Origin of the sequence: Microbacterium sp. A84 (assembly GCF_051842815.1) — a bacterium.
Taxonomy (GTDB): domain Bacteria; phylum Actinomycetota; class Actinomycetes; order Actinomycetales; family Microbacteriaceae; genus Microbacterium.
The window spans coordinates 1-19,937 of sequence record NZ_JBPXMS010000006.1 but is presented as its reverse complement, the minus strand read 5'-3'; the positions used below and the strand labels follow the sequence as shown (position 1 = coordinate 19,937).

General features: G+C 63.0%; 19 protein-coding genes. 18 read left to right on the top strand and 1 reads right to left on the bottom strand.

The annotated features are described in order from the left end of the window. The first annotated feature begins 1 nt into the window (after position 1). The 13 genes from ACSU04_RS17775 to ACSU04_RS17715 all read left to right on the top strand — a co-directional run bounded on the left by ACSU04_RS17775 (position 2) and on the right by ACSU04_RS17715 (position 13,984). Entirely contained in the window at positions 2–967 is a 966-nt protein-coding gene (locus tag ACSU04_RS17775; protein WP_439285562.1) for an FtsQ-type POTRA domain-containing protein, read from the top strand. Positions 968–1,133: 166 nt separating this feature from the next. Beyond that, positions 1,134–2,279, top strand: coding sequence for a cell division protein FtsZ (gene ftsZ / locus ACSU04_RS17770; RefSeq protein ID WP_439285564.1), 1,146 nt, complete (start codon positions 1,134–1,136; stop codon positions 2,277–2,279). A 1-nt stretch (position 2,280) separates the two neighbouring features. Beyond that, complete coding sequence (locus ACSU04_RS17765) at positions 2,281–2,964, top strand: YggS family pyridoxal phosphate-dependent enzyme (RefSeq protein ID WP_439290497.1); 684 nt, start codon at positions 2,281–2,283, stop codon at positions 2,962–2,964. Positions 2,965–3,004: 40 nt separating this feature from the next. Next, positions 3,005–3,493, top strand: coding sequence for a cell division protein SepF (locus ACSU04_RS17760; protein ID WP_439285653.1), 489 nt, complete (start codon positions 3,005–3,007; stop codon positions 3,491–3,493). A 3-nt stretch (positions 3,494–3,496) separates the two neighbouring features. Then, a complete protein-coding gene (locus tag ACSU04_RS17755) occupies positions 3,497–3,802 on the top strand; it encodes a YggT family protein (protein WP_439285567.1) in 306 nt (101 codons plus the stop codon). A 159-nt stretch (positions 3,803–3,961) separates the two neighbouring features. Then, a complete protein-coding gene (locus ACSU04_RS17750) occupies positions 3,962–4,630 on the top strand; it encodes a DivIVA domain-containing protein (RefSeq protein ID WP_439290496.1) in 669 nt (222 codons plus the stop codon). A 9-nt stretch (positions 4,631–4,639) separates the two neighbouring features. Beyond that, the gene (lspA, locus tag ACSU04_RS17745; protein ID WP_439290495.1) at positions 4,640–5,278 is read left to right on the top strand and encodes a signal peptidase II; all 639 of its coding nucleotides are present in this window, start codon (positions 4,640–4,642) and stop codon (positions 5,276–5,278) included. A 2-nt stretch (positions 5,279–5,280) separates the two neighbouring features. Next, positions 5,281–6,201 carry an RluA family pseudouridine synthase gene (locus ACSU04_RS17740; protein WP_439285571.1) on the top strand — a complete coding sequence of 307 codons (921 nt, stop codon included), beginning with the start codon at positions 5,281–5,283 and terminating at the stop codon, positions 6,199–6,201. Between the two features lie 180 nt (positions 6,202–6,381). Beyond that, positions 6,382–9,900 (top strand): DNA polymerase III subunit alpha, encoded by a 3,519-nt coding sequence (gene dnaE / locus ACSU04_RS17735; protein WP_439290494.1) that lies wholly within the window; start codon positions 6,382–6,384, stop codon positions 9,898–9,900. A gap of 111 nt (positions 9,901–10,011) precedes the next feature. Next, a complete protein-coding gene (locus ACSU04_RS17730; protein ID WP_439290493.1) occupies positions 10,012–11,139 on the top strand; it encodes a hypothetical protein in 1,128 nt (375 codons plus the stop codon). A 1-nt stretch (position 11,140) separates the two neighbouring features. Then, a complete protein-coding gene (gene hisD, locus ACSU04_RS17725; RefSeq protein WP_439285576.1) occupies positions 11,141–12,457 on the top strand; it encodes a histidinol dehydrogenase in 1,317 nt (438 codons plus the stop codon). Between the two features lie 11 nt (positions 12,458–12,468). Further along, positions 12,469–12,945 (top strand): transcriptional regulator NrdR, encoded by a 477-nt coding sequence (gene nrdR, locus ACSU04_RS17720; RefSeq protein WP_439285577.1) that lies wholly within the window; start codon positions 12,469–12,471, stop codon positions 12,943–12,945. 10 nt (positions 12,946–12,955) lie between these two features. Further along, positions 12,956–13,984 carry a quinone-dependent dihydroorotate dehydrogenase gene (locus tag ACSU04_RS17715; RefSeq protein ID WP_439290527.1) on the top strand — a complete coding sequence of 343 codons (1,029 nt, stop codon included), beginning with the start codon at positions 12,956–12,958 and terminating at the stop codon, positions 13,982–13,984. A gap of 85 nt (positions 13,985–14,069) precedes the next feature. Here the strand turns inward: ACSU04_RS17715 and ACSU04_RS17710 are convergent, their stop codons facing one another. Continuing rightward, positions 14,070–14,633, bottom strand: a complete 564-nt coding sequence (locus ACSU04_RS17710; protein WP_439285583.1) for a DUF3043 domain-containing protein — start codon at positions 14,631–14,633, stop codon at positions 14,070–14,072. Between the two features lie 45 nt (positions 14,634–14,678). Between ACSU04_RS17710 and ACSU04_RS17705 the strand changes: the two genes are divergently transcribed. From ACSU04_RS17705 to ACSU04_RS17685, 5 genes are all read left to right on the top strand, one after another. Further along, positions 14,679–16,088: a dipeptidase gene (locus ACSU04_RS17705; protein ID WP_439290492.1), complete on the top strand. Its 1,410-nt coding sequence runs from the start codon at positions 14,679–14,681 to the stop codon at positions 16,086–16,088. Between the two features lie 86 nt (positions 16,089–16,174). After that, the gene (locus tag ACSU04_RS17700; RefSeq protein ID WP_439285586.1) at positions 16,175–16,546 is read left to right on the top strand and encodes a HesB/IscA family protein; all 372 of its coding nucleotides are present in this window, start codon (positions 16,175–16,177) and stop codon (positions 16,544–16,546) included. Positions 16,547–16,642: 96 nt separating this feature from the next. Next, positions 16,643–17,554, top strand: coding sequence for an aa3-type cytochrome oxidase subunit II (gene ctaC / locus ACSU04_RS17695; RefSeq protein ID WP_439285588.1), 912 nt, complete (start codon positions 16,643–16,645; stop codon positions 17,552–17,554). A gap of 5 nt (positions 17,555–17,559) precedes the next feature. Beyond that, positions 17,560–19,305: an aa3-type cytochrome oxidase subunit I gene (gene ctaD / locus ACSU04_RS17690; RefSeq protein WP_439285589.1), complete on the top strand. Its 1,746-nt coding sequence runs from the start codon at positions 17,560–17,562 to the stop codon at positions 19,303–19,305. Between the two features lie 3 nt (positions 19,306–19,308). Beyond that, entirely contained in the window at positions 19,309–19,743 is a 435-nt protein-coding gene (locus ACSU04_RS17685) for a cytochrome c oxidase subunit 4 (protein ID WP_439285591.1), read from the top strand. The last annotated feature ends 194 nt before the right edge of the window (positions 19,744–19,937 follow it).

Below are 19,937 nucleotides of genomic sequence, written 5' to 3'. Positions count from 1 at the left end.
GATGCGTCGTCCGGCACCGCTTCCGACCTCGCCAGAGCAGGAGGAGCAGCCTGCACCCGGCCGCCCCTCCCGCTTTGCACGCTTCACGCGTGAGGCGCAGGTTGAGGCGGAGTCGGTAGACCCGCGCGATCCCGTTGATCTTCACAACCCTGGCTCCGCATCCGCAGAGGAATCGGCAGACATCGCCGCTGCGGAGCCGCAGACGCTCAAAGGGCTGACCGCCCGGGATGTCTGGCGTGCGGCCCGCGCGCGTCGCAAGACGCTGCGGGCGGAGATCCGCCGCTTCACGCAGCGTTCTCGCCGGCGTCGCCTGATCTGGCTCGGTGCGCTTGGCGCTGTCATCCTGTTGATCGGAGGCAGCGCAGCCGCCGCTTACAGCCCACTCTTCGCTGTTCGCAAAGTGACAGTGGTCGGGGCATCCGCTCTTGATCCGGCCACAGTCGAGGCCGCACTCGCCGATCAGATCGGTACCCCGATCGCGCTGGTGGACGACAACGCGGTGAAGGCCGCCCTGATCGCTTTTCCGTTGATCGAGACGTACTCGCTCGAGGCAAACCCGCCGCACGACCTCACGCTGCGCATCGTTGAGCGCACGCCGATCGGTGTGATCGAGTCGGACGCCGGCTTCACTCTCGTCGATGCCGCAGGAGTCGCGCTGTCGACGACACCTGACCCTCCGGCTGGACAACCGGTGATCGACGTCACAGGCGGGACGAAATCCGTCGCCTTCGAATCGGTCGGACTCGTAGTGAGATCGCTGCCGGCTGAGGTGCGTACAACACTGAGCTCCGTGCAGGCCAGCACTCAGGACGACGTGACGCTGACACTGTCCAGCGGCGTGGTCGTCGTTTGGGGGAGTGCAGAGCGATCGCGTGACAAGGCCGTGGCTCTGGCATCCGTGATGACGGCAAATCCGGGCGCACACACGTTCGATGTCTCCTCGCCAGAGGTCGCCGTCGCCGGTTGAAGCCCGTTCCAAGGGGAAACCGGCGACACACCCGTGTCGCTGCGCGTGCACGCGCATACTGCGCCTACCGTCAGTCAAGAGAACGCAATACCGGGAAATACTTTACACCTCTAGTTGAGGTTTAAAGTTCACACTCTTTCCAGGCTCGACACATCGGAGGCCGGCCATGAGCCAGAACCAGAACTACCTCGCCGTCATCAAGGTCGTCGGCGTCGGCGGTGGCGGCGTCAACGCCGTCAACCGCATGATCGATCTCGGCCTTCGTGGAGTCGAGTTCATCGCTATCAACACTGATGCGCAGGCGCTGCTCATGAGCGACGCCGACGTCAAGCTCGACGTGGGCCGTGAGCTCACCAGGGGTCTTGGTGCTGGCGCCGACCCCGAGGTCGGCCGCCGCGCTGCGGAGGACCACGCGGAAGAGATCGAGGAAGCCCTCACCGGCGCTGACATGGTCTTCGTCACCGCGGGTGAAGGTGGCGGTACCGGTACCGGTGGCGCTCCGGTCGTTGCCCGCATCGCGAAGTCGATCGGCGCACTGACCATCGGTGTCGTCACGAAGCCGTTCTCCTTTGAAGGCCGTCGCCGGCAGAGCCAGGCTGAGGCCGGCGTCGCGAAGCTCAAGGAAGAGGTCGATACCCTCATCGTCGTGCCGAACGACCGTCTGCTGGAGATCAGCGACCGCGGCATCTCAATGATCGAGGCCTTCGCCACCGCAGACCAGGTGCTCCTCGCCGGTGTGCAGGGCATCACCGACCTCATCACGACGCCCGGTCTGATCAACCTCGACTTCGCCGACGTCAAGTCGGTTATGCAGGGTGCCGGATCCGCTCTCATGGGCATCGGTTCTGCCCGCGGTGCTGACCGCGCGATCAAGGCCGCCGAGCTTGCGGTCGAGTCGCCGCTGCTCGAGGCATCGATCGAGGGTGCGCACGGCGTGCTGTTGTCGATCCAGGGTGGTTCGAACCTCGGCATCTTCGAGATTCACGACGCCGCGGATCTCGTCAAGGAAGCGGCTCACCCCGAGGCGAACATCATCTTCGGTACGGTCATCGACGACACCCTCGGCGACGAGGTCCGTGTCACGGTCATCGCGGCTGGCTTCGACAACGGAGGGCCCTCCCTGCGGATCGACCCGATGGTGGTCACTCGCCCGGCGGCACCCACGCTGCCTGAGGTCGCGCTGTCGGATTCGGCTGAGGAGAACACCGCGGCGGAGCAGGGGGCCACACAGCCCGCACCGCGCATCGCCGCGACCAGCCTGGAGCCGGCGTTCGCTGACGATGACATCGACATCCCCGAGTTCCTGAAGTAAATTGACTGACCTTGCCGCGCGGCTGTCCGCGATCGACTCGCAGATCGCGGATGCCGCGCGCATTTCCGGACGGGATGCCGCTGAAATCACCCGAATCGTGGTGACGAAGTTTCATCCCGCATCCCTGGTCAGCGAACTGCATTCACTCGGTGTGCGTGACGTCGGTGAAAACCGGCAGCAAGAGCTTTCTGCGAAGGAAGCCGAGCTGGAGCTCGACGGCTTGCGTTGGCATTTCATCGGTCAGGCGCAGACGAACAAGGCCGCAGCGATCCGCCGTAGCGCGGATGCTGTGCACTCTGTCGATCGGATCAAACTGGCCGACTCGCTGCACCGCGTCGCGGAAGACGGCGACGATGTGCTCGACGTGCTCGTGCAGGTCAACCTCACCGAGGATGCCGGTCGAGGTGGCGTCGCCCCTGGCGACGCTGAGCGCTTCGCCGAGCACATCCTCTCGCTGTCGTCACTGCGGCTGCGTGGAGTGATGGGTGTCGCACCGCTCGATGAAGCTCCGGCATCCGCTTTCGCTCGCCTGCGCGGCATTGCGGACAGCATCCGAAGAGTCGAACCGAATGCCACCTGGATCTCTGCCGGCATGACCGGCGACTTCGTCGAGGCGATCGCTGCGGGTGCGACACACCTGCGGATCGGCTCGGCAATCACTGGACCCCGGCCTGACCGGGGTTAACCTCGAAACAGATCAGCCCATGCCAAACACGGAGGACACGATGGGAAACCCGCTGAAGAAGACCATGGTGTACCTGGGCCTCGCCGATGAGGAAGAGGCCTACGAGGAGGAGCTTGCTCCGACGCCTGCGCGTGCACATCGCGAACGTGATCGCGACCGCGATCACGACAAGGATGAGCCCGCTCCCGCGCCCGTTACTCCGCTGCGTCGCCCGGTCGCTGTCCGTCAGCCCACGGCAGGCACAGTCAACGAGATCCTCACGGTGCACCCCAAGCAGTACCGAGACGCCCAGCTGATCGCTGAGAGCTTCCGCGAGGGCATCCCGGTGATCATCAATCTGTCCCAGATGAGTGATGCTGATGCGCGTCGTCTGATCGACTTCGCGAGTGGTCTCTCACTGGGCCTGTACGGCCGCATCGAGCGCGTCACCAGCAAGGTGTTCCTGCTCTCGCCGGAGAACATTGCTGTTTCAGGACACGGCGGCATTGCGCACGCAGATCCTGATTCTGCGGGCTTTGATCAGTCCTGAGCCGTGACCTCGCTGGTTTCAGGGATCGCATCGATCGTTCATCTGGTCCTGCTGATCTACATCTTCGTGCTGTTCGCGCGGCTCATTCTCGAGTACATTCCGCTGTTCAATCGTGAGTGGCGGCCCAAGGGTCCCACCCTCATCGCGGCGGAACTCGTGTACACCGTGACTGATCCGCCCATCCGAATGTTCCGACGCTTCATTCCGCCGTTGCGTATCGGCACGCTCTCGTTGGATTTCGGGTTCACTCTCACCATGCTGGGCGTGCTGATTCTGATGTCGATTGTGCGCGCATTCATCTACGTATAGCCACCGCCCCCTGCGCGCAGATGTGACCTCTCACATCGCGTCGTCGGCGAGCGGGGACTATGCTTGCACCCAGGTGCGCGCCCCGGGTACGCGCCGAATCAATACCGAGCCATGCTTCAGCCACTGGCCACAGAACTCATCGAAAGAGGAGCCGAGAAAATGGCACTGACCCCGGATGACGTCGTCACCAAGCAGTTCCAGCACGTCCGATTCAAGGACGGCTTTGACCCCGACGAGGTTGACGACTTCCTCGACGAGATCGTCGTCGAGTGGCGTAAGGCTCTCGAAGAGAACGCTGAGCTGAAGACGAAGCTCGCGGCGTACGAGTCTGGCGAAACGCCGGCCGTTGCCGAGCCTGTTGCTGCTGTGGCTGCCGCAGAGCAAGATTCAGTCGTCGACGAGGTTCCTGCCCCGGTCGTCGTCGCTGCTCCGGTTCCGGTTGCTGAGGCTCCCGTTGTTGAAGCCCCTGTCGCTGCGGCTCCGTCCGACGCGACCGGTTCGACCACCGCTACTGCCGGCATCATCGCGCTCGCTCAGCGTTTGCACGACGAGCACGTCGCCGAGGGCGAGGCGAAGAAGAACCAGCTGATCTCTGATGCTCAGACTGAGGTTGACCGCATCCGCACTGAGGCGCAGGCCCAGCAGCGCGAAGAGTCTGCCCGCCTTGAGCGCGAGCGCAACACGTTGGAGGCTCGTATCACCGAGCTCCGCAACTTCGAGCGTGACTACCGCAGCCAGCTGCGTGGCTACATCGAAGGCCAGCTGCGTGACCTTGACGAGAAGGCGAACTCGACGGATTCCACGCCGGTCTCCGCGATCGGTCTCTAGGTCGTCCCTTTGTCAGGACGTCGCCAGATTCGTCGGTCGGCGGCTGGCATCATCGTCGCGATTCTCGCGGCAGTGGTGTTGGCCGCCGATCAGTTTGTGAAGCACCTCACAATCGAGAACCTCCCACTTCATGAAGTGGTACCGGTCTTCGGTGAGTTCCTTCAGCTGTACTACGTGCGAAACCCTGGTGCAGCGTTTTCGCTCGGCAGCGAGGTGACGTGGATCTTCTCGATCGCTCTGGCCGTTGTCGCCGGGGTCATCATTTGGAAGGCGTTCGCTCTGCAGTCCCGACTGTGGGCGATCGTGCTCGGTTGCCTGCTGGGCGGTGTTCTGGGTAACCTCACCGACCGACTGCTGCGTGAGCCCGGCTTCGGTGTCGGGCACGTCGTCGACATGATCTCGATGCCGTGGATGATGCCGGCGATCTTCAACGTCGCCGACATCTTCATCGTGTGCGGCATGATCTCTGTCGCGTTGCTCGTCGTGCTCGGGCTCCGTTTCGACGGTACCCGTGAGAAGGACGATGTCGCTCCCGAGTCGGATTCGGATCTGGACTCTGACGTCGCTGACGTCGCTGTTGATGCTGATGCTGTTGACGCCGTTGACGCCGACGTCGCTGTTGACGCTGATTCTGACAAAGGCGCCTGAACGTGGATTCTCGATCTCTGCCCGTTCCTGACGGGCTGGAAGGCTCCCGCGTCGACGCGGCTTTGGCCAAGATGCTCGGCTTCTCCCGGACCTTCGCCGCCGAGATCGCTGAGGCGGGAGGCGTGAGCCTGGACGGCGTCACGCTCGGAAAATCCGACCGGCTTCGCGCCGGCGGGTGGCTGAGCGTGGAATGGCAGCCGAAAGAAGAGCCGAAGATCGTGCCGATCGTGGTCCCTGAGCTCGGGATCATCCACGACGATGACGACATCGTTGTGGTGGACAAGCCATCCGGTGTGGCCGCGCACCCTTCCGTGGGGTGGGAGGGCCCGACAGTGCTCGGTGCGCTTGCCGGGGCAGGATTCCGCATCGCCACCAGCGGCGCAGCCGAGCGAGCAGGCATCGTTCATCGCCTTGATGTCGGCACGAGCGGCCTTATGGTCGTCGCGAAGACTGAATCGGCGTACACGGCACTGAAGCGTGCGTTCAAGGAGCGAACGGTGGAGAAGATCTACCACGCGGTGGTGCAGGGGCATCCTGATCCGCTCGCGGGAACGATCGACGCTCCGATCGGACGGCATCCGAATCATTCGTGGAAGTTCGCCGTCACGCCGTCCGGCAAAGACTCGGTGACACACTACGAGACGCTCGAGGCGTTCCCGGGGGCGTCGCTGCTGGAAATTCATCTGGAGACGGGCCGGACGCACCAGATCCGCGTGCACATGGCCGCACATCGTCATCCATGTGTCGGCGATCCGCTCTATGGTGCAGACCCGACGATCGCGGCCAGGTTGGGCCTCACCCGCCAGTGGTTGCATGCGCACAAGCTCGCATTCACTCACCCGGCCACAGGGGAGTGGGTTCAGTTCGAATCGCCCTACCCTGACGACTTCGTGCACGCCTTGGACATTCTGCGCGGCGACTGACTCGACGAGTTCTGAGAAATCGTGAGTTATAGCGTCTGATCGGGCGGTCCCGAGATCAGGAGCTATTACCGAGATCAGGAGGTTTCCGGGGAAATCTCCTGATCTCGGGACGACCTCCTGATCTCGGCGCTACCCCATATCAAAACCCCGGCGTCTGTGCCCCGACGTAGACTCGAATACGTGGCATCCGACTCCTTCGTACACCTTCACGTGCACAGCGAATACTCGATGCTGGATGGCGCCGCCAAGATCGCCTCGATGACGAAGGCTGCCGCTGATTACGGCATGCCGGCCATCGCTGTCACCGATCACGGCAACACCTTCGCGGCCTTCGAGTTCTACAACGCCGCAAAAAATGCCGGGGTGAAACCGATCATCGGCCTCGAGGCCTATGTCACACCCGGCACCCACCGCAGCGACAAGACCCGAGTGGCCTGGGGGTCGCCCGATCAGAAGCGCGACGACGTCTCCGGTTCCGGCGCGTACACCCACATGACCATGTGGAGCCAGAGCACCGAGGGCATGCACAACCTGTTCCGGCTCAGCTCTCTTTCGAGCCTTGAAGGACAATACTTCAAGCCGCGCATGGACCGTGAGCTGCTGCAGACCTACGGCAAGGGACTCATCGCCACGACCGGATGCCCGTCCGGCGAGATCCAGACACGCATTCGGCTCGGTCAGTATGACGAAGCTCGTGCCGCTGCGGCCGAGTTCCAGGACATCTTCGGCAAAGAGAACTACTTCGCCGAGATCATGGATCATGGGCTGTCCATCGAGCGCCGCGTCATTACCGATCTGCTGCGGATTTCGAAAGACCTCGGCATCCCGCTGGTCGGCACGAATGACTCGCACTACACGCATCAGCATGAAGCAGACGCCCACGAAGCCCTGCTCTGCGTGCAGTCCGGCTCGACGCTCGACGACCCGAACCGCTTCAAGTTCGATGGTGACGGCTACTACATCAAGACGGCGCAGGAGATGCGCCAGCTCTTCCGCGATAACCCCGAAGCGTGTGACAACACCCTGCTGATCGCGGAGCGTTGCGAAGTCGAGTTCAATACTTCGGCGAACTACATGCCACGCTTCCCGGTGCCAGAAGGCGAAACCGAGGACAGCTGGCTGATCAAGGAAGTCGAGGCTGGCCTGCATTACCGGTACCCGGCCGGCATCCCTGACAAGGTGCGCAAGCGGGCCGAGTATGAGACCGGCATCATTCTGCAGATGGGTTTCCCCGGCTACTTCCTCGTCGTCGCCGACTTCATCAACTGGGCAAAGAACAACGGCATCCGCGTTGGTCCTGGTCGTGGTTCCGGTGCAGGATCCATGGTCGCCTACGCCATGAAGATCACCGATCTCGACCCCATCGAACACGGACTCATCTTCGAGCGGTTCCTCAACCCGGACCGCGTCTCGATGCCTGACTTCGACGTCGACTTCGATGACCGGCGCCGCGGTGAAGTGATCGACTACGTCACCCAGAAGTACGGCTCAGAGCGCGTGGCGCAGATCGTCACCTACGGCACGATCAAGTCGAAACAGGCGCTGAAGGACGCCGGTCGCGTGCTGGGCTTCCCGTTCAGCATGGGCGATCGACTGACCAAGGCCATGCCACAGCCCGTGATGGGAAAGGATATGCCGCTGACCGGCATGTTCGACTCCGCACATCCCCGTTATAAGGAAGCCAGCGAGTTCCGGGCGCTGCTCGAGATCGATCCTGATGCGAAGACGGTCTTTGACCGCGCTCTGGGGCTTGAGGGACTGAAGCGTCAGTGGGGCGTGCACGCGGCCGGCGTGATCATGTCGAGTGAGCCGATCATCGACATCGTCCCGATCATGCGCCGCGAGCAGGACGGCCAGATCGTCACGCAGTTCGACTATCCGTCATGTGAGAGCCTCGGCTTGATCAAGATGGACTTCCTCGGGCTCCGCAACCTCACGATCATCTCCGACGCACTCGATAACATCCGCACGAACAAGGGTGAAGACCTCGACCTCGAGCACCTCGAGCTCGACGATCAACCGGCATACGACCTGCTCTCGCGCGGTGACACGCTGGGCGTCTTCCAGCTTGATGGTGGGCCAATGCGGTCGCTGCTGCGGCTGATGAAGCCTGACAACTTCGAAGATATCTCGGCTGTCATCGCGCTGTACCGGCCTGGCCCCATGGGTGCGAATTCGCACACCAACTACGCCCTGCGTAAGAACAACCTGCAGCCGATCACCCCGATTCACCCTGAGCTTGAAGAGCCGCTCAAGGAGATCCTGAACACGAGCTACGGCCTGATCATCTATCAGGAGCAGGTTATGGCGATCGCGCAGAAGGTCGCAGGCTTCAGCCTCGGCCAGGCAGATATTCTGCGCCGCGCGATGGGTAAGAAGAAGAAGTCCGAGCTTGATAAGCAGTACGAGGGCTTCGCGGCCGGTATGAAGGAGCGCGGCTTCGGCGACGCGGCGGTCAAGGCGCTGTGGGAGATCCTGCTGCCGTTTTCTGACTACGCCTTCAACAAGGCGCACTCGGCCGCCTACGGACTCGTCTCGTACTGGACCGCGTACCTCAAGGCGCATTTCCCGGCCGAGTACATGGCAGCACTGCTGACGAGTGTCGGCGATTCCAAAGACAAGATGGCGATTTACCTCAACGAGTGCCGCCGCATGGGCATCAAGGTGCTGCCGCCAGATGTGCGCGAGTCGATCAATTTCTTCGCCGCAGTCGGGGAAGACATCCGCTTCGGCCTCGGTGCAATTCGTAACGTCGGAAGCAACGTTGTCGATGGGATCATCCAGGCGCGCAAGAAGGAGAGCTTTGACTCCTTCCATGACTTCCTCAAGAAGGTGCCGCTGCACGTTTCGAACAAGCGCACCGTGGAATCGTTGATCAAGGCTGGAGCCTTCGACTCGATGGGAGACACCCGCCGTGCTCTCATGGAGATCCATGAGGATGCCACAGAAGCAGCTGTTGATCAGAAGCGCAACGAAGCACAGGGAGCGATCGGCTTCGACTTCGACAGCCTGTATGACGCCGTGGAAGAGACTATTCCAGCGAAGGTTCCTGACCGACCGGAGTGGGTCAAGAAGGACAAACTCGCTTTCGAGCGCGAAATGCTCGGCCTGTATGTCTCCGACCACCCGCTTGCGGGCCTAGAGGTCGCGATCGCAAAGCACGCCTCAATTTCGATTCAGAATCTGCTCGCATCGGAAGACCTCCAAGACGGTGACCAGGTCACCGTCGCCGGCCTCGTGACCAGCGTGCAGCACCGAGTGGCCAAAGCCAGCGGAAACCCCTACGGCATGATCACCGTCGAGGATTTCAACGGCGAGGTCACCGTGATGTTCATGGGTAAGACCTACACCGAGTACCAGCACACGCTGCAACAGGATGCCATCCTGGCGGTGCGCGGACGCATCTCGCGCCGTGACGATGGGCTGAACCTGCACGGACAATCGGCATTCACTCCCGACATCGGATCCTTCGATGCCGCGGGGCCTCTTTCGCTGGTGCTCGCCGAGCAGCGCGCGACCGAGCGCGTCATGCACGATCTGGCGGAGGTGCTGCGCCGCCACAATGGGGAGACAGAGGTCATCCTCCGGGTACATCGTGGAAGAACCGCGAAGATATTCGACGTACCCATGCCGGTGAAAGTAACTGCCGATCTATTCGGTGATCTGAAGTCACTGCTGGGTCCCGCCTGCCTCGGCTGAGGCTTCACCGGAAGTCACGCTGACGAGTCGCACGGGCCCACCAGGTAATATCGGGACGCGTTGGACGCGCCGGATCAGACGGTGCGCACCAAATGGAAAGGATCTCGCTTCATGAGTACAGATTCCCCTGACGAGCCCTTCACCGAAGAATCTTTCACCGAAGAGGACGGTGTCCTTTACGACGAAGAGGTGGCGCCGGAGTACGGAATCCTCGGATTCACGCTGCGCGAACTCCTTATGGTCGCGGTGTGGCTGGTCGCTTTCGTGACCTCGTTCTTCCCGCTGTACCCGCAACTGAGTGGAAGCACGATCTGGATGCAGGGAATCTCGTGGATCCTGCCGATCGGTCTGCCGACCGTTGCCGTGTTCCTCGTCGTACTGCGCAGGCTCTCTCCGGAGGGAATCCGCCGCGTCGGGTCACTGGGCATCGATCAGTTCGCATCAGTCGCGTTCTCTGTTTCTGCAATCCAATGGGCGAGCGCGAACTGGGAAATCTTCGCGGCGGGTGCGGGGCGGGGCTACTTCACGTTGAGCTGGGTGACGATTGTGCAGTCGGTCGCAATGCTCGCGCTGGTTGTGCTCACAGTGTTCGCACCGCTCATTCCCGGGTTGCGTGAGGATTTCCGCGGCCGCTTGGTCACTCTCGCGCATCGCAACGCTAACCCGGTACGCCCGGTGATCGCTCGACCGCGTCCGCAGCATCCGGCCCCGGTCGAGGCGCACGCAGGGGAGTCTGAGCCTTCCGTCGCATCCGAGCCCGCGGTCGAAGATGAGTTGGTTCTCGACACGGAGCTTTCCGGGCAGGACACGGCCGATGGGCTCGACCACCTCGGCCTAGCGAGCAGCGTGCCGTTGACCTCGCATGCGTCGGGCGGCGAGCTTGGAACACTGACTGACGCTGACGAGAACGATTACGTTCCCGGCTATGCCCGCTCCTCACACGGTCAAGATGACGCAGAATCGGATGCCGAGCAGCACCTCGAGCCCGACCCCGAGCCTGAGCCGGAAGCGAATGCTGATCCTGAACCCGAAGCCCCGTACGTCGCCGCTGCGCAGCCGTTCTGGGCGCTCGTGCCCAACGTGCGCGATGTGTTCGACGCACGTGGCGAGCCGCTGTTCCGGATCGGTCCTGACGCATGGGCTCTGGTGATCGAAGACCGCGGCGGTGCCTATGTGGTTCGCCACGATGACGGGCGCGTCGGCTACCTGCACGACATCGAAGACATCACGAAAGGCTGAAGTGCGCACGATTGATCTACGGGGGCAGCAGCTCTCGCCGGCAGACATGCTCGCAGCCGTCCCTCGCGCCGCGCAGGCGCGTGCGGAGGCGCTGGCGACCGCGGCACGGATCGTTGACGAGGTCCGTGAACGCGGTGAAGACGCTCTGCGGGAGCAGGCCGAGCGCTTCGACCGGGTCACCGGCCACGCCATCCGCGTTCCCTCTGAGCACATTGCCGAGGCTCTCGCATCCGTCGATCCCGTCGTGCGCGAGGCGCTGGAAGAGGCGATCCGCCGAGTGCGTCAAGGCTCTGCGGCACAGGTACCTGCCGCCCAGACCACTGTGATCGGCGCGGGAGCGCGGATCGTGCAGCGCTGGCAGCCTGTCAGTCGTGCGGGCGTGTACATCCCCGGCGGCAAAGCTCCGCTCTCGTCGAGCGTGGTGATGAACGTTGTTCCCGCGCAGGTCGCCGGGGTGACCAGCATCGCACTCGCGTCCCCGCCGCAGGCGGACGGGCGAGTCCACCCGACGATCCTCGCTGCCGCCGGGCTCCTCGGAGTCTCTGAGATCTACGCCATCGGTGGCGCTGGAGCGATCGGCGCGCTCGCCTGGGGAGTGCCGGCCCTCGGCCTCGACCCTGTCGACGTCGTCTCCGGTCCTGGCAACAACTACGTCGCATCCGCGAAGCGTGCTGTCGCCGGCGTCGTCGGCACTGACTCGGAGGCTGGCGCGACGGAGATTCTGATCGTCGCGGATGCCGCTGCTGACGCGCGACTGATCGCCGCTGACCTTGTGAGTCAAGCCGAGCACGACGAGCAGGCATCCGCAGTGCTCGTCACCGATGACGCTGCGTTGGCTGACCGTGTGGCCACAGAGGTCGCAGAAGTCGCGGCGGCGACCAGACACAGCGAACGTGTCGCCGTGTCTCTGGCCGGTCCGCAGTCGGCGATCGTCCTGGTGGATGACCGGACCATGGCGACGGCCTTCAGCAACGCCTATGCCCCGGAACACCTCGAACTGCACCTTGTCGACGCGGAGGAAGCGGCATCCGCCTTCACCAGCGCTGGAGCGGTGTTCGTGGGAGACCAGACGCCGGTGAGCCTCGGCGACTACATGGCGGGAAGCAACCACGTTCTTCCCACCGGAGGTCAGGCGCGCTACGCGCCCGGTCTCGGTGCCTACACGTTCCTTCGCCCGCAGCAGGTGATCTCCTACGATCACGCCGCGCTGGCTGCGGTGCGTGCCGGGGTCGTGGCGTTGGCAAATGCTGAGGTGCTTCCCGCTCACGGTGAGGCTATCGAGGCGCGTTTTTCGACCATCGAGAAACTGAGCGAGTAGGCTGGAACACCATGCACTGCCCCTTCTGTCGCCATCCTGATTCGCGTGTCATCGACTCCCGTACGAGTGACGATGGCCTCTCCATTCGTCGACGCCGGCAATGCCCGGAGTGCGGTGGACGCTTCAGCACGACAGAAACCGCCAGCCTCAACGTGATCAAGCGTTCGGGCGTCATGGAACCGTTCAGCCGGGAGAAGGTCATCGCTGGCGTTCGCAAGGCATGTCAGGGTCGCCCGGTGACGGAAGCAGACCTTGCGATCTTGGCCCAGCGCGTCGAGGAAGCGGTACGCCAGACCGGCGTCTCGCAGCTGGAAGCCAACGAGATCGGCCTGTCGATCCTTGGTCCGCTTCGAGATCTCGACAAGGTCGCATATCTGCGTTTCGCCAGCGTCTATCAGGCGTTCGATTCGCTGGAAGACTTTGAGAGTGCCATCGGTGATCTGCGGGCAGATCGGGCAGAGTCAGGGCAAGCGCCCGCCGACCGGTAATCTGGCAGGGATGTATCCGCTGCTTTTTCGCGCCGTTCTGTCGCGCTTCGATCCCGAGTTCGCCCACCATGCCGGCATGGTGGTGATCCGTGTGCTCGGCGTTCCGCCATTCTCCTGGGTCACGCGCGCGATCGCCGCGCCCAGCGCCGACCAGAAAGTCAGTGCTCTGGGGCTCACTTTCGACTCGCCGTTCGGGGTCGCCGCCGGGTTCGACAAGAACGCTGTTGGCGTGCGCGGACTTGCCGCGCTGGGTTTCGGCCACGTCGAGGTGGGCACGCTGACGGCGATCGCACAGGACGGCAATCCCAAACCGCGTCTGTTCCGCCTGGTGGCGGATCGTGCCGTCATCAACCGGATGGGCTTCAACAACGAGGGGGCGGATGCCGCGGTACGCCGCCTCGAGAAGCTGCGCCGCCGCCGGCCGAAGACGGTCATCGGTGTCAACATCGGCAAGAGCCGTGTCGTCGAGGTTGAACGAGCGACGGCCGACTACGTCGCGAGCGCAACGAAGCTCGCTCCGCTGGCAGATTACCTCGCCGTTAACGTCTCCTCGCCGAACACCCCTGGCCTTCGCGGCCTGCAAGCGGTCGAAACTCTCGCGCCGCTGTTGCGTGCTGTGCAGGCCGCCGCAGGGTCAACACCTCTGCTGGTGAAGATTGCGCCAGATCTGCCGGACGAGGAGATCGATGCGATCGCGCGACTTGCCGTCGCGGAGGGCCTGGACGGAATCATCGCCCACAACACCACGATCAGTCGTGACGGACTCACAACGGATGCTGCGGCCGTGGAGGCCGCCGGTGCGGGCGGACTTTCCGGAGCGCCGCTGCGCGAGCGTTCCATGGAGGTGCTGCGTATTGTCCGCGCAGCCGTGCCGAATGAGTTCTGTGTGATCTCCGTCGGGGGAGTGGAGACCGCGGACGACGTGAGAGAGCGCTTGGACGGCGGTGCCACCCTGGTGCAGGGTTACACCGGATTCCTCTACCGCGGCCCGCTCTGGGCGCGCCAAATAAACCGCGGCCTGCGTCGCCCCCGACCCTGATCCCCGGTTGCGAGAGGGCGCGCGTGGCTCGATTTTCGCGTCGCGACGAGCCACAAGCGCCCACTCGCAAGGAGTGAGAGGGGAGTTAGGCGGGGTACTGGCCGCGCTTGACCTGCGGCTTGGGCAGGCGCATGAAGCGCATCTGGAGTGAGCGCATTCCGGCATACCAGCCGAGACCCTTCTCCAGACGGTCCTTGCCGAACTTCGCGGCGCCCTTCCGCTTCACGCGCAGGCCGAGCAGGATCATGTCGATCACAGCGACGATGATGAACGCCCAGAGGCCGATGAATGCGAAGAACGAGAACGTGGGGTCTGGCACGAGCGAGACGAGGATGACGACGACCATGAGCGCCATCACCCACTCGGATACATGCCAGCCTGCATCGACGTAGTCACGTACCCAGCGGCGCTGCGGGCCTTTGTCACGTGCGGGCAGGTACTTGTCCTCGCCCGCTGCCATCCCCGCCTGGGCACGCTCGCGCTGTTCGCGCAGCTGCGCCTTCGCGGCGGCGCGTGCCTCTTTGGTATCGGCCACGAGAGGCCGGCGACGGGCAGCTTCCTGCTCGGCGCGACTGGGCGTCGGCCGTCCCTTGCCGAGACTCGGCGTCTCGGCGGAGTCGTCGTTCGTCGGTGGGATGGAAGTGGCCACGAGGCTCCTCGGGTAGAAAACAGGGATCGGCCTAAGATTACTCGCATGACATCCGTCCCGCCCAATGCAGACCCCGCCGTCGAATCCGCTGTCGCAGAGGCTGTTGCCATCGGCATCCCCTCAGCGCTGTCTGATCTCGGTGATCTTGTACGGATTCCCGGCATCGCCTGGCCATCGTTCGACCAAACGCAGCTCGAGCGCAGTGCCGAGCGCGTTGCGGCGCTGGCCACCGACACGGGCGTCTTCGACGAGGTTCGCGTGCTGCGCGCCGTGATTGGCGGCACCGAGGAACTCGGTCAGCCTGCAGTGCTCGCGACGAGGGCGGCACGGGGTGGCAAGCCCACGATCCTGCTGTACGCGCATCACGATGTGCAGCCTCCAGGGGCAGACGAGCTGTGGGAGACGCCTCCGTTCGAGCCAACCGTGCGTGATGGCCGGCTCTACGGGCGAGGTGCTGCCGATGACAAGGCGGGGATCATGGCGCACATCGCGTCGTTGCGCGCCGTCTCCGAGGTGCTTGGCGATGACCTCGAGCTCGGTGTCTCGATGTTCATCGAGGGGGAGGAAGAGTACGGCTCTGCCTCTTTTGCTCAGTTCCTCAGCGATAACGTCGATGCCCTTCGTGCCGACGCGATCGTGGTTGCCGACTCCGGCAACTGGGACGCCACGACGCCAGGCCTCACCGTCTCGCTGCGCGGGAACGCACGCTTCACGCTGAAGGTGCGCACCCTTGACCACGCCTCACACTCCGGCATGTTCGGCGGAGCGGTGCCCGACGCGATGATGGCGACCGTCCGATTGCTCTCCACACTCTGGGATGACGATGGTGCGGTGGCGGTCGAGGGGATGACGCAGCGCGATACGCCGACTCCTGAATACACCGAGGAGACGTTGCGGGATGAGGCGGGCCTGTTGCCCGGCACGTCCCCGATCGGTCGGGACAGCATCCTCAGCCGAATCTGGAACAAGCCGGCCGTCACGATCATCGGAATCGACGCGACGAGCGTGGCATCGGCATCCAACACTCTGCTCCCAGAGGTGAGCGTGGTCATCAGCGCCCGCGTCGCGCCGGGACAGCCCGGCGAGGAAGCTTACGCGGCACTCGAACGGCACCTGCGCGCGAACGCGCCGTTCGGCGCCGAGCTGACGTTCTCCGATGTTGATCTCGGCAACGGATTCCTCGTCGATACCAGCGGTTGGGCTGTCGAGCTGGCACGCCAGGCCATGGCAGACGGTTACGGCGTCGAGCCTGTCGATCTCGGGGTCGGCGGATCGATTCCGTTCATCGCTGACTTGGTGCGCGAGTTCCCCGCTGCACAGATTCTCGTCACCGGAGTGGAAGACCCCCACGCGCGTGCGCACAGCCCCAATGAATCACTGCACCTCGACACGTTCCGGCACGCGATCGCGACCGAGGCGCTGCTGCTGACCCGAATGAATGAGATCACTCTCTGATCTGTCCGGCATCCGGCGCCTTGTCTGGCGACCGAAGGTAGAATCAGAGCAACCAGCCGCGTGCGCGGCCTGTCACGAGGAGCGACATGAGCGACACCACACTGACCACAGACACCACAGAGGCCACGACCCCCCACGGCGTCAAACTGACTGACGCTGCAGCGATCAAGGTGAAGAACCTTCTCGCGCAGGAGGGACGCGAAGATCTGCGTCTGCGCGTTGCAGTTCAGCCCGGCGGATGCTCCGGTCTCATCTACCAGCTCTACTTCGACGAGCGTTACCTCGATGGCGACGAGACTGTTGACTTCGGTGGCGTCGAAGTCATCATCGACAACATGAGCGTGCCTTACCTCGATGGCGCATCGATCGACTTCAAGGACACGATCTCCGAGCAGGGATTCACGATCGACAACCCGAATGCCGGCGGCAGTTGCGCATGTGGAGACAGCTTCCACTGAGTGTGAGCCGTGCCCGACCTGCGTGGTTGGCATGAATCAGGTGTGAGCTTGCCCTAGACTTGGCTAAGCCCTGTCCGCGATATTGAAAGGTGAATCGTGCCCTCGAAACGCCGCCTTCGTTGGGCCGCAATTCCAGTAGGAGTTGCGGCAGCCGTGGTTCTGGCGGGATGTTCTCCCACCGAACTTCACGGATTCCTCCCGGGCTTTGTGGAAGACGGCGCTGCCGCCACGAACCAGACTGAACGTGTTGCAGGACTCTGGGTGAACTCCTGGATCGTCCTCCTCATTGTTGGCATGATCACCTGGGCTCTGATGGGATGGGCCGCGGTCGCATACCGTCGCCGCAAGGGCCAGACCGGCCTCCCCGTGCAGATGCGCTACAACATGCCGATCGAGATTTTCTACACGGTCATCCCGTTGATCCTCGTCATGGGCATGTTCTTCTTCACTGCCCGTGACCAGGCCGCGATCGAGACGCAGTGGGACGACCCAGACGTCGAGGTCACCGCGATCGGTAAGCAGTGGTCGTTCGACTTCATGTACGCCGGCGAAGACGACGATCTTTCTGACGCCGTGTGGACCATGGGTATTCAGGCCCAGCCTGACGCCAACGGCAACGTTGACGTCGAAGAGCTGCCCACGCTGGTGCTTCCTGTTGACCAGAAGGTGCACATCAGCCTGCAGTCGCGTGATGTCATCCACTCGTTCTGGATCATCGACTTCCTCTACAAGAAGGACATGTACATCGGGAAGGACAACTCCTGGTCCTTCATTCCGACGCGTGTCGGCGAGTATGCCGGCAAGTGCGCCGAGCTCTGCGGCGAGTACCACTCGATGATGCTCTTCAACGTGAAGGTCGTTGAGCAGGACGAGTACGACGATTACGTCGAGACGCTCCGCGAAACCGGCAACACGGGCGACATCACTGACGCATATGACCGGCTGAGCAACTTCCCGGGCACTGGTGCACCCACGTCCGAGACAGACTCCGAGGAAGAGGGAGAATAAGCCTCATGTCGACCAATTCCGCCACCGGAGCCGCACACGGCTCGCGTCCGACAGACACCCCGGCGCGTCAGGCGGCTCTGCTGAGCTCCTCGCGCACCGAGCAGAAGGGCAACATTGTTGTCAAGTGGATCACCTCCACTGACCACAAGACCATCGGGTACATGTACCTGATCGCCTCGGTTCTGTTCTTCCTCCTCGGCGGTGTGATGGCTCTCGTCATCCGCGCCGAGCTGTTCGCTCCTGGAATGCAGATCGTTCCGACGAAGGAGCAGTACAACCAGCTGTTCACCATGCACGGCACGATCATGCTGCTCATGTTCGCAACCCCGCTGTTTGCCGGGTTTGCCAACGCGATCCTGCCGTTGCAGCTCGGTGCTCCTGACGTGGCCTTCCCGCGTCTGAACGCCTTCGCGTTCTGGCTGTTCCTCTTCGGCTCGATCATTGCGGTCGCCGGCTTCCTCACCCCGCAGGGTGCGGCATCGTTCGGTTGGTTCGCTTACCAGCCGCTCGCGAACGCGACATTCTCACCTGGCGCAGGTGGAAACCTGTGGATGGTCGGGCTCGGAATGTCCGGTTTCGGTACGATCCTCGGTGCGGTGAACTTCATCACCACGGTTATCACCATGCGCGCTCCTGGCATGACGATGTGGCGTATGCCGATCTTCGCCTGGAACACGCTGATCACCAGCCTGCTGATTCTGATGGCGTTCCCCGTGCTGGCTGCCGCGATCTTCGCAGCTGCTGCCGACCGTATCCTCGGTGCTCACATCTATGACCCGGCCAATGGCGGTGTGCTCCTCTGGCAGCACCTGTTCTGGTTCTTCGGTCACCCCGAGGTGTACATCATCGCGCTGCCGTTCTTCGGCATCGTCTCCGAGATCTTCCCCGTGTTCAGCCGCAAGCCGATCTTCGGGTACAAGACCCTGATCTACGCGACGATCTCGATCGCAGCACTTTCTGTCGCCGTGTGGGCTCACCACATGTACGTGACCGGTGGTGTGCTACTTCCGTTCTTCGCGTTGATGACGATGCTCATCGCTGTGCCGACGGGTGTGAAGATCTTCAACTGGATCGGCACGCTCTGGCGAGGATCTGTGACCTTCGAGACTCCGATGGTGTTCGCGCTCGGCTTCCTGGTCTCGTTCGTCTTCGGCGGACTGACCGGAGTCATCATGGCGTCGCCGCCGCTGGACTTCCACCTCAGTGACTCGTACTTCATCGTGGCTCACTTCCACTACGTCGTCTTCGGTACCGTGGTGTTTGCGATGTTCGCCGGCTTCTACTTCTGGTGGCCGAAGTGGACAGGACGCATGCTCAACGAGCGTCTCGGATACGTGCACTTCTGGATGCTGTTCATCGGCTTCCACATGACCTTCCTCATCCAGCACTGGTTGGGTGTGGACGGCATGGTGCGCCGCTACGCGGACTATTCGGAAGCTGACGGCTGGACCTGGGGTAACCAGGTATCGACCATCGGTGCGATCATCCTTGGTGCCTCGATGCTGCCGTTCTTCCTGAACGTCTGGATCACGGCACGCAAGGCGCCCAAGGTCATGGTCAATGACCCGTGGGGCTACGGCGGATCGCTCGAATGGGCGACCAGCTGCCCGCCTCCGCGCCACAACTTCACGTCGATCCCGCGCATCCGCAGTGAGCGTCCCGCGTTCGATCTGAACCACCCTGAGGCTGCTGAGCATCCGGTCGAGGCACCTGTGCCTGTACTTGCCGGTGCGAGCGGAGAGGCCAAGTAAGCCATGCGTTCAAATATCGTCCTCTGGTGGATTATCGCCGGCTTCTTCTTTGTCGTGGCCGTGGTCTACACCGTGTGGAACATTCTGGCCCACCCCGACCTTCCGCTCAACAACCAGATCGAGTGGGTCGGCTCGGTTGCACTCCTGTTCACTGCATTCATGGGTGGCATGGTCGCGTTGTACCTTGCACGCACTCACAAGGCGCAGGGCGGCGAGCTGCCGGAAGACATCCTGACTGCCGACATCGACGATGGCGATCCTGAGCTCGGCGAGTTCGCTCCCTGGTCATGGTGGCCGATCGTGCTGGCAGCATCGGCCGCGATCTTCCTCATCGGCATGGCTGTCGGACACTTCCTGCTGCCGATCGGCGTCGCGATCTTCGCTGTCGCGATCGTCGGCTGGGTGTACGAGTACTACCGCGGCAACTTTGCTCGCTAAGTTCGTGACCGCTAAGTTCTAGCGCTAGCGTGCGAGAAGGCCCCTGGATCATTCCAGGGGCCTTCTCTGTTCCCCCATAGCTGATTGCGAGTGGGTAGTTGTGGCTCAAGAAGTTGCGGCAAAGTCAAATGGTGTGGGCAACGTTGGTAGTTAGGCTGCGAGGAGCAGCTGGTTGAGCCGGTTGGCCGGGGTCT